Consider the following 10,978-nt stretch of genomic DNA (forward strand, 5'->3'; position numbering starts at 1 on the left):
CCTAAATGAGTAAAAAGAAAACAATCAACGCAACATGATTGCTTTCTACATTGAATATAAAATACTTATTGGTTTTTGTCGACGTGTAATTTTTGGAATAATTTAAAATATTCCAACTATTCATAAAATAAGGCACCCCCGCTCGGTACATGGCATTTCTTAAATCATGAAGTTGTTGATTAATTTATTAAAGCTCGTATAGCAAAAATAATGATAATCCACATTGGAATGGATAATAGGGATTCCCCACATGCAGCCTTTGAAAAAGTTTATTTCCCTACACCCCTTTCATCACTCTAATCAAGTCAGAAAAAATATACCTACTTTTAAAGTGGTGTTTGATGCACATAATCTTCCGAATGTATAAGAAAATCGACGTCCTACCAATATGTACGAGCGAATTCATCGTGTTCTAAGTGCATACAAAACATTCATTTTGACAACAAATGTAATATATCCCTTCCGCTTGCCATCCATATAAACAAAAAGAATCGGCACGTAGCCGACTCTTCTAAATTATCTTTATCTGTTTTTCAGACTAACAAGTTGGCTAAGTGTCTTCCCTTTATAAACTAATTTAACATGTCCTACATTTTTCGCATAATACCTTTTATACCCAAACTGATCTGTCACTTCAATACAGTTTTTAAATGTTCCTGCAGGTGTTTTAACTGTTTTAGAAATAGAAGTAATACGAGTATAGTTAGGTTCGCCAAAACCATTATCCCATGATTGACCCACTTTAACAGGATATTTTATATCAACAACATATTCAGATTCCATCCAACCCGAGTATAATCCATTTTTATCTTCATCAACGATATAACTGCCCTCTTCACTTTTCCATATATCCCATTTTTTTGAGTCAGGAGCATATATACCTGTATACGTATGTTTCGATTTTTCCCCAGTTTTCATGTCTATGTATGTATATATCTTCTTTTTATCCATTAAATAAGAATTAGCAAACTTCAAATACTTTGTTGCTACATAGGCTTTCTTGTTTTTATAACGAATTTCTGACCAACCACTTTTAGTTTGGGAATAAACGTACACTCCTGCATCCTTTTTCAATGATCCAACTTTCTTATATTTTGTTCCTGCACCGCTTCGAATGGTAAGAGTACCACTCTTAATATTCACGTGCGCTATTTTAGTAGTAGCGGCTTCCGTATTCGATGAATTAAAAGAGAAAAACGATAATACTAAAATAAGCATAATCAATATCTTAAATAACCTTTTCACAACTATAGTCCTCCTTTACTGTTAAGATAATACAATTCTACTATATTTTCATAAAGAAGGGTTATTTAATTTAAACTTCTATACTCTTCGCTTGCCGTTGATAAAATAAAAAAGCGTCAACACTCCATTGACTCATGTAATCATCATTAATTTCTTTTAAAATTAATAATTTCATAAGATGTCTTACCTTTATAAACCTCGTTTCCCTCTGTATTTCTCTAAATTCCTATAAACGGTCCATAACATGATCTTCCCCCAAATAAACTCCATATTGGGAAACATCTGTCTGTATTTATTTGTAAGCATCAAAAAGCCGAGGATTTAAACCTCGGCTCTCCCATTGAATTTAATGTTTTGCCACTTTAGTAGTTGCCTTTCAATTGCACAGTCATTGCTTCATCTTTCTCCCAATCATTAATGAACCACTTTTTCTGTTGAATGATTAACAGGAAAGATATTTTTTGTTTGAAATATGGATATTTATTCAAATCTCACTTACCAACCAGTTATTAACTCGGGTTTTATTTTAGATACATATATTTATTAAAAAGAAAAAACAAGGTAATGTGTCAACCCCTTTCTTCAATAAACTGAACCAGGGAGGGGATGCCTAATGAGAAAAACTTTATTCAGATACTTTTTTTTGCTCATAAGTGTATTTTTGGTTGGGTGCGGAAGTGATCCTGTACAAGAAGATTTATTGAATTATGTGAACAAAGAACTAAAACAAACCGGGGAATTAGAGAACATAGCACTCGATGCCTACGACAGCGTTACAGGACAAAATTACAAGGACGATCAAACCATGTACGACGTTATCTCCCTTACCGTTATCCCCACTTATCGAGATTTTATTACGGAATTAGAAGATGTTAAAGTAGAAACAGAAGAAGTAAGAAAATTACATGAGCAATATATTGAAGCTGCTACTATACAACAAGGTGCATTTAGCCTCATTTTAACAGCCCTTGAGAATCAGAGTCATGAAAAAATGAGTGAGGCAAACGCAAAACTTGCGGAAGCTAGAAAGATGTTGAGGGATTATAACAAAGGAATAGAAGACTTAGCAAAAGAACACGATGTTGAATTAAATTGAACAACCATATAAAATACAATTCAAAATTTGCTAATGCTGCATACTAAATGGCCATTTAGTAGCTTAGATAATTTAGCACGAAGGAAACCTCCCACTATGTTCAGGTAAAATAAGAAAACCCTTGTCATATATCAAGGGTTTTCTTATTTATTGGCAGATCACATTTTGATAGTTCTGCAGCACATCAGCAGTCTCAATCACTTTTACCCGTGTTTCTTCAAATATTAATGACTCACCGCCAGCAAAGTTTATATGAACCCTTATTACTTCTCTTCTATCGCTTCCATCAACTTAAATAAAAATTGATAAATGCACTGATATGCTTCACCAATGGTCATATCTTCTGTAAATCCTTTTACATCATTTAAGGAGAAATTAAAGTTCCATAGGCCATCTTCTGCGCTAAACATTAACGCAAATTTTGCATTTTCTCCTTGTAGTTCAGCTTGTAAATAGCTTCGGATTGCTTTGTCATATTTCTTCTGCAGCTTTAACCCTAATAACGCTTCATATGTACCGAATAAATCATCGACTTCTAATGAAACAGCATCGACGCCAATAAGCTCAAACCACTTCGATTCTAGGTAAATAAATTCTTTTTTGTTTGTTTTTAGAAAAGTTAATGGTTGGTGTAAAAATTCTGATGTTTCTACAGCAATAAGATTTTCAAATTCTTTATCGGAACGCTCAATATAAGCATCGGTAAAGCGCACTTCTGCATCCTTTTCTACGATTGTCATGCCTCCTTCAAGCAATTGATGCTTTTCTACATATTCTTTCTCTTCTTTATGTAAGGCAATCTGGTCACCCTTGAATGTCTTAATATGTTGTTCAATTTGGGTTTTTAGCATATTTTTATTCCTCCTGATGGTATCAATCCCCTCTAGTATGAATCATTCATCGCTCAGTGTCCAATCTGGTTTAGGCACGGGGTTATTGCTCTAGTCCTTCAGATAGTTTACGTAAAAAGTAATTCGCAATTCTAAGTATCAATCATGCGAAAAATATCAAAATTGCGAAAATTTCATTCAATCTTCCCTTATAAATAACTAGTAAAATCGGCACATAAATTGCTTGGAAAAGTAAGAGGACTAACCATTAAATGATTGTCCAAGTAATTCTACTGCATATTCATAAAAATGCACCTAACAGCTATCTCTCATCTCCCATTTCTGTCAGAATGCATTTTTATTTTAAATAGATTTTTAAGAGCTTGTTTATGCATTCTAAATAAAAAGTAGGAGGAGAAATATGCGTTCAATTAATATCAGTCGTACCGTTGATGAGTCAAAATTTAACCGCTTTCATGGTCTCGTTTTGTTCTTGTGTGCCTTTATCATTGTCTGTGATGGGTTTGATCTGGTGATTTATGGATCTGTCGTATCTGTACTGATGGAAGAGTGGCAATTAACAGCAGTTCAAGCAGGCACTTTAGGGAGCTATGCTCTTATAGGTATGATGTGCGGTGCTTTTATTTTTGCACCACTTGCGGATAAGATTGGGCGCAAAAAAGTTATTATTGTATGTGTGTTACTATTTAGTCTATTTACTGGTTTAATCGGTTTGGCCAAAAACCCTACTGAATTCGGCATCTATCGTTTGATATCAGGTTTAGGATTAGGAGGTGTTCTACCAATTACAGTAGCGTTAATGACGGAATATGCCCCGAAACCTCTCAGAAACCGATTAGTTACTATTATGATGTGCGGTTATTCTCTAGGTGGAATTATAGCAGCAGGGCTAGCAATCTTCCTCATTCCTAAATTTGGTTGGGAGTCTGTCTTTTTCGTAGGCGCTCTCCCTTTACTCACCTTACCTATTATTATCAAATTGCTCCCAGAGTCTCTAGAATTTCTTTTAGCTAGAAATAAACATAAGGAGATTGGTCGATTGTTATCAAAAATCGATCCATCCTACACACCTGAGAAAAATGATCGTTACGAAAGTGTTATTCCTAAAAAAACTGGTATTACAGTAGCAAAATTATTTGGAGATGGCCGAGCTTTAAGCACCCTCTTATTTTGGGTATCGTTTTTCATGTGTTTACTAATGGTCTATGGATTAAATACATGGCTGCCGAAGTTAATGGCTCAAGCAGGCTATGCCCTAGGTTCTAGTTTAATGTTCTTATTAGTGTTAAATGCTGGAGCCATATTAGGATCGGTTATTGGCGGATGGGCAGCAGACCGTTGGAATACGAAAAAAGTTGTGATTTGCTACTTTATTCTGGGTGGAATCGCTTTAACTTTACTCGGAACTCACCCAAATACATTTGTTCTCTATACTCTTGTTGCAATTGCAGGGGCTACCACAATCGGAACACAAATTATTCTATATTCATACGTTTCTCAATATTATCCAATCCAAATCCGTTCAACAGGACTCGGATGGGCTTCCGGGGTTGGTCGAATAGGCGGTATTGTAGGTCCAATACTGGGAGGAGTTCTTCTAAGCGCTCAATTGCCTTTACAACTAAATTTTATGGTTTTCGCTATCCCAGGAGTTATTGCAGCTATTGCTATCGTTATTATACGAGAAAAAAAGAGTCCTTTGTCAGAAGTTTCTCTAGAAAGATCTGAACCAATCGAGAAAGTGTAGAAATCGTGGCGGCTGAGCGGGGAACAACTGCCCGTAAAGCCGGATTAGTTCAACTTCCATCAGTGAGGATGAAGAAAAATCCCCACCGATGGAAGTTTCACTTTATAAACAGTAAGGCCTTTTCGATGAACGAACGTTTTATATAAAAAACACAGCCCCTCTTACATTATGGATTGTTTGTCCGGAATGTCCAAACCTTTGAACGAGTCTGGCCATTATACTTGTCAGACACCTTTACATACCATCCATATTCTCGGTCCTTCTCAAGACCTGTCCATACCATTTCCGCCATTTGTTGATTCGCTACATCCTTTACTTCACCAATTTTTTCATCAGTATATATATTAACTTCAAATAAATCGGTGGAAACCACTTTTTCTTTCGGTGTTAAGTCTGTCTCTATGACAAATTCATCTTTGCCAGGGTAGTTTTTCCGATTGTAGTAGTTATATCGATTAAGATATGGAGAATACGTTTTCATATAAATTTTATTCTCTACAGGATTAACTTGCATCATGCGCAAAAATCCTTGTCCACCTTCTGGCCCGCCTTGATAGTCCGCAAGCATTTGATATACTTTTCGATCAATGACACCATCTTGATTATCGTCTATTTCATTAATTAATGTTTCACTATCATGATAATGGCCGGATAATACGGCAATGACATTCTTATTCGGTAAGACAACATCGTTATAAATTTTCTCTCCAATCGGGCTGCGCTCTCCTGTGACAAGCAAATATTCATGAAAGCTTAAAATGGCTTTTCTTTCAGGATATTTCGCAAGAACTTTATTAATCCAAGCTATATCCTTATTACCTACTCCCCACCCCATATAAAGCATAATAAAATCATTACCCTTTACGCTAATTAAATCATAATGACCTCGGTTGTTTTGATATGATTCACCATAATAATTTTTGTTTTTAAAACGATTGGCTCCAAAATATTTACTAAATTGATGATAGTCACCTGTTTTATGGCCAACATCGTGATTACCAGCTAAAACACCATAAGGGATTTTTGTATGTTCTAAATAGCGCATATATTCATCTGCATATGCCCATTGCTTGGACTCACTTGCTCGATCTACAAGATCTCCTGTATGAAACACATATTGAATATTTAGCGCCTTTCTTTGAGCAACAATCCATTCTGTCATATTTTTATAAATATGAGGGTAGCTAGCGCTATAGTATTGCGTGTCCGACATCCAAATAAACGAATAATCAAATTGATTAGTGGCTGCAATTTCATCTTGAATCATAACTTGCACTTTTTGTTCCTTTACATAGTGAGAACCTTTTACAATACTCTGAAGCTTAAAGTTCTCTTCGTTTTCTGCGATTTTCCAACTTTTTCGTTCCCATTTCGACTTTTCATAGTTCCAAACATACATGGATACTTTTCGACCAATCAATGACTTACCTTCCCAACGTAATTCCACTTCGTCGTTCTGATTCACTTTTTGATCAAGGGTAATTTCAAAGCGCTGATACGGAAATTGATTCGTTGATTTTGTTGTCACATATTTTGAATCAACATCTGTAAGAGCATGTAACGCTGTAACTTTTTTCTCTCCTTCAGGAATCATCTCTTTTGGCGGCTCATAATCCACAGAATTTTGATAAACGACAACTTTATCCTGTTCGTTTGCTTTGTATTGATACCCCTTCATAAAAGAAACATCGAGGGAATCCTTAGTGGGGTCAGATACTCTCACCCCAAGCTTTGGAGCTAATGATATATGATTTGCACCATCTAATGGACTTACAACCTTAGGTTTATCCGGCTTTTCCTCAACAACTTGAAAATGTACAGTCTTAGAAGCTTTATTACCTGCTCGATCCGCTGCTATAATCTGAAACGAATGCTGCCCTGGTGTAAGTGCTGCTGATGATATTTGATAAGGTAATGTAATATCCTTTCCATCGAGCTTTGCTGTCATTGTTTCAACACCAGACAGTGCATCTTTCGTTTTAGCATGCAGCCTAATATCACCTTTATATATTTTTCCTTCTTCAATAGACGGTATAATAATAGGTGCACTGTTATCGACAATAACGGTTGATTTTTTTGATTTTCCATTATTGATTGCTTCGATTGTATGAGTGCCTTCCCCCACTTTTGTTGTATCCCAGCTGTACATTTTCGCTTTATATTTATTTTTAGGGATAGAGAACGCAAAATTAACGACTGGTCTCGCTTGTTTGCTGTCACCAATAAACAGTTCCTTTGTTGGATCCGCGTATTTAGGATCATAAATAACGGTTCCATCTTTTAAAACAAGACGAATATTTTTAATATAAAAGTCATCCCGATTTTGTTCAGAGTGTCGATCAAATGGAGACACTTTTGTACCTGAGCGAATGGAAATGACCGTCTTTTCTCCCCTTTGAAAAAACTTTGTATCAATCGGAATCGTTACTGCTTTATATTTATTGATAATATTGTCAAGCGTATACAATGTTTCCTTCCCAATCGTCACGGCATTTTTAAAATAAAGATTTACATTTTTAACATCAAAAGCAAAATAAGCAGGCTCTACTAACGTATACGATGCAGCGTCTGTTACATCTTGTTCATCAATCAGTAATCTTGTTTGTGAGAAGTTGTCGATATCATACGCTTTAATTAATACTTTGTCGTGTAATATTTGATTGTTTTTTATATTTAATCGAACACCCGGTTGGGGCTCTTCTTGTTGAATGGCAATTGATTTTGTTTCCGTTTTTGTTTCATTTTCTCCATCCGAAGCTACTACATAATAATCAAGTGAATGCTTTCCGATTAAATTCGTGGAGTCAATTGTATAATGAAACAAAGAATCATCAAAGCTTTCCGTTAAATCGACCGCATGGAACTCTTTTTCACTGTTATTTTTATAAAATAATCGTGCTGTTTTTACAACATGATTATCTTTTATATCGAATTTTAATGACAGGTCCTTCATTTCAGAAAGCGGTGCTTCATAGCTGGAAAGATCTTCAATGACTGGATTGAGTGTATCCTCAACTGGGATTACCTTTTGAGATGGCACTTGTCTTTTAGATACTCCCCCCGGTGTCCCTAGATTTTTCCTGCTGCTATATTTTTTCATTAAGAGATCCCCAGGTTTTTTTGGAAAGGAGTAGAGAATGGCTTTGTTTTTTTTCACGTCTTTCTTGTTCCCTTGATTATAAAAAGCAATTGAAACTTCTTTGCCTGTATTCGTTGCAAGAACAATCCCGCGAAGATCTCTATATGCCATCCCTACAGAATGTATTTGAACGATGTTAACATTTTCAGTTAAGTTCACACCGTAATGATGATTAAAATCTGCAATCGTTAAATCTTGATTACCAGCATTCATAATCCAAAAAACCATCGTTTCTCCGGAAGGAAGCATAAGATTTTCCTTCTGGGGTTTCCAAATAAGGTCAGCATTATACCCTTCGAGGGAAAAACGGTACCGAATATGATAATCCTTTAAATTAATCGCTTTTGTCGTATTGTTGTAAATTTCAATGAATTGATAGGCATCAAAGTTCCCCGTATTCGTTGAATGCGGCATTAGTTCTGTCACTAATAATTCTGGTACTTTTTGTGAGTCGTATACTTTAACAGCATATTGCTTTGTTTTTTTTGTATTTGTACCGTCGCGAGCTAAAATGCGGTAATATACATGCTTCCCGCTATATGTTTCCTGTGGAATGATCGCTGTATATATACTAGAACCTGTTTTTTTCATTGGGCTTTCAATCCAAACATCATTTTTATTCGTTCGATATTGAAGCTGCACATTTTTTAGATTGGTTTCATCGGTCACTTTTGCTTGAATAGAAAGGTCTTCTTTTGCTGCAATTAATTTTACTGGTTGATGCTTAATAACGGGCGCTTCTCTATCAATAAAATATACAGGTTCTTTCGGTACTTGGTTTGTAAGTAAGACTCCTGGTGTAGCTAGTTCCTCAGCTTGCATTACTTTCATCTTTTTTTTATTGATTGAAATTTGAAAGTGAATGCCATTATTCTTGTTTACATGCTTTGGATGATACGCTGCCGTTGATAGAGCCTTCCCTTCCAAATCAGTCAGTATAAGTGTTTGTTTCGATTGATTCGATAAACCATTTGTTTTAACGGTTGTCAGCTGCTTACTAGATACATTCGTTTTATAATGTTTATTAAAATCGTTCAGCGTTAAAGATTGATTCTTTTCATTTTTAATCCATATGACCATCGCTTTTTGTGAAGGAATCGTTTTGTTCTCCGTAAATGTCCATTCAATACCTTCGACAACTAGCTTAAAATGGCTAAGAGAAACAGGTTTATCGCTATTATTGTAAAGCTCAATAAACTCATATTCACTTTGTGTTGTACGGTTAGTTGTATCCACTGCTAGTTCTGTAATAAAAAGAGTTGGATTTCTCTGGCTTCCACTTAGCTTCTTCGCTTCTACAGGAATAGACGTGAATAATAATAAAAGCATGATATAAGCTGCAAAGGAGAAGTGGAAAAACTTCTTATTCATAGAAATCACCTAATCGTAGAATGTATTTTATATCGTAAATAAACGTCTTCATAAAAAATAAATACTTTGTGACATGCTCACTAAAAAAGCCGTGATAAGTAGAAAAATAATGCCTATAACAGTAGTATTAAGATATACGTTTCAAGCTATTAGTGTTTCCTAAGTAAAACAAGAATATAAAAGGATGTTTACCATGAAAAAGATCATTATAATTGGTGCCGGAATTTTAGGAGCTTCGACGGCCTATCAACTGGCAAAAAAAGATGTAGAAGTAATTATTGTAGACCGAAAAGATCAAGGACAAGCAACGGCAGCAGCAGCTGGTATTGTCTGTCCTTGGATTTCACAGAGAAGAAATAAAGCTTGGTATCAACTTGCCAAAAATGGAGCTCGCTTTTACCCTCATTTAATCAAAGAGCTTGAATTGGACGGAGAAACCGACACAGGGTATGCCCAAGTTGGTGCGATTAGCTTACATACAGAGGAAAAAAAGTTAGCTGGAATGGAGGAGCGAGCGACAAAACGAAGAGAGGTTGCACCTGAAATTGGTAATATTACAAAGCTTGATGCTGGAGCAACGAATGTTTTATTTCCCCCGCTCGCTGAAGAATATGCGTCCGTACATATAAGCGGAGCCGCAAGAGTAGATGGCCGTGCCCTTTGTACCGCGCTATTACGCGCCGCGCAGAAGCATGGAGCAACGCTTATTCATGGAGATGCCATTCTTCAATATGAAGAAAATCGGATTACAGGCATAACAGTAAACGATACATTTATTCATAGCGATGAAGTAATCGTCTGTGCAGGTGCTTGGGCAAAACAGTTATTACAGCCATTAGGAGTAGACTTTAAAGTAAGCTTTCAACGGGCACAAATTATTCACCTTTCCTTACCTGACCTAAACACAAATGAATGGCCTGTCGTTATGCCGCCAAGTGATCAATATCTTCTTGCATTCGATAATCATCGAATTGTAGCCGGGGCTACCCATGAAAATATAGAAAAATTTGATTATCGGATGACAGCAGCTGGCTTACAGGAGGTATTTAACAAAGCACTGCACACCGCTCCTGGTCTAGCAGATAGTACATTTCTTGAAGCAAGAGTCGGCTTTCGCCCCTTCACACCAGGCTTTCTTCCTGTAATAGGAGAGTTGCCAGGCTGGGAAGGTATAATTGTAGCCAATGGTCTAGGATCATCAGGTTTGACCATGGGCCCCTATATCGGAGAACAGCTTGCTCAGCTTTCTTTAGGCCTAGAAGTCGAAATTGATTTAAGTCTTTATGATGTGAGCACGGCCTTGTGAAACTTAAAAAGCACTATCCGAAAATGAAGTGACCCCTAAAAATTAGACACGGTTATTTCATTAGGCAGCTTGATGGGCATGAATTCGGTATTGTACCGGACTCATGCCTTTCTTACCTCTAGTCAAGTATTTTTAGATAATTTTATTCTAAGAGGTGAGTTTGTTTTGGAAGGAAGGGGTACCCCTTCCTTCCAAAACAAACTTTCGCACGATGAAAAGACCT

6 protein-coding genes are annotated in these 10,978 nt (G+C 36.2%); 3 read left to right on the top strand and 3 right to left on the bottom strand.

Annotation, left to right across the window (positions count from 1 at the left end):
• Positions 1-522: 522 nt before the first annotated feature.
• On the bottom strand, positions 523-1,245 hold the full coding sequence (locus ACE199_RS15565) for an SH3 domain-containing protein (RefSeq protein ID WP_375350594.1): 723 nt from the start codon (positions 1,243-1,245) through the stop codon (positions 523-525).
• A gap of 613 nt (positions 1,246-1,858) precedes the next feature.
• Here ACE199_RS15565 and ACE199_RS15570 point away from each other — a divergent pair.
• Positions 1,859-2,341 (top strand): hypothetical protein, encoded by a 483-nt coding sequence (locus ACE199_RS15570; RefSeq protein ID WP_375350595.1) that lies wholly within the window; start codon positions 1,859-1,861, stop codon positions 2,339-2,341.
• A 263-nt stretch (positions 2,342-2,604) separates the two neighbouring features.
• Here ACE199_RS15570 and ACE199_RS15575 read toward each other — a convergent pair whose 3' ends face one another.
• The gene (locus ACE199_RS15575; protein ID WP_375350597.1) at positions 2,605-3,192 is read right to left on the bottom strand and encodes a branched-chain amino acid aminotransferase; all 588 of its coding nucleotides are present in this window, start codon (positions 3,190-3,192) and stop codon (positions 2,605-2,607) included.
• 400 nt (positions 3,193-3,592) lie between these two features.
• On the opposite strand from ACE199_RS15575, the gene ACE199_RS15580 reads away from it, so the two are divergent.
• Complete coding sequence (locus ACE199_RS15580; protein ID WP_375350599.1) at positions 3,593-4,939, top strand: MFS transporter; 1,347 nt, start codon at positions 3,593-3,595, stop codon at positions 4,937-4,939.
• 166 nt (positions 4,940-5,105) lie between these two features.
• Here ACE199_RS15580 and ACE199_RS15585 read toward each other — a convergent pair whose 3' ends face one another.
• A complete protein-coding gene (locus tag ACE199_RS15585) occupies positions 5,106-9,449 on the bottom strand; it encodes a lamin tail domain-containing metallophosphoesterase family protein (protein ID WP_375350600.1) in 4,344 nt (1,447 codons plus the stop codon).
• Between the two features lie 193 nt (positions 9,450-9,642).
• On the opposite strand from ACE199_RS15585, the gene ACE199_RS15590 reads away from it, so the two are divergent.
• A complete protein-coding gene (locus tag ACE199_RS15590) occupies positions 9,643-10,755 on the top strand; it encodes an NAD(P)/FAD-dependent oxidoreductase (protein WP_375350601.1) in 1,113 nt (370 codons plus the stop codon).
• Positions 10,756-10,978 lie beyond the last annotated feature (223 nt).

Origin of the sequence: Peribacillus sp. Hz7, from assembly GCF_042136355.1 — a bacterium.
Taxonomy (GTDB): Bacteria; Bacillota; Bacilli; order Bacillales; family DSM-1321; genus Peribacillus; species Peribacillus asahii_A.

Coding starts and splice junctions, on each gene's coding strand:
- ACE199_RS15570 (WP_375350595.1), top strand. CDS start 1,859: ATGAGAAAAACTTTATTCAGATACTTTTTTTTGCTCATAAGTGTATTT.
- ACE199_RS15575 (WP_375350597.1), bottom strand. CDS start 3,192: ATGCTAAAAACCCAAATTGAACAACATATTAAGACATTCAAGGGTGAC.
- ACE199_RS15580 (WP_375350599.1), top strand. CDS start 3,593: ATGCGTTCAATTAATATCAGTCGTACCGTTGATGAGTCAAAATTTAAC.
- ACE199_RS15585 (WP_375350600.1), bottom strand. CDS start 9,449: ATGAATAAGAAGTTTTTCCACTTCTCCTTTGCAGCTTATATCATGCTT.
- ACE199_RS15590 (WP_375350601.1), top strand. CDS start 9,643: ATGAAAAAGATCATTATAATTGGTGCCGGAATTTTAGGAGCTTCGACG.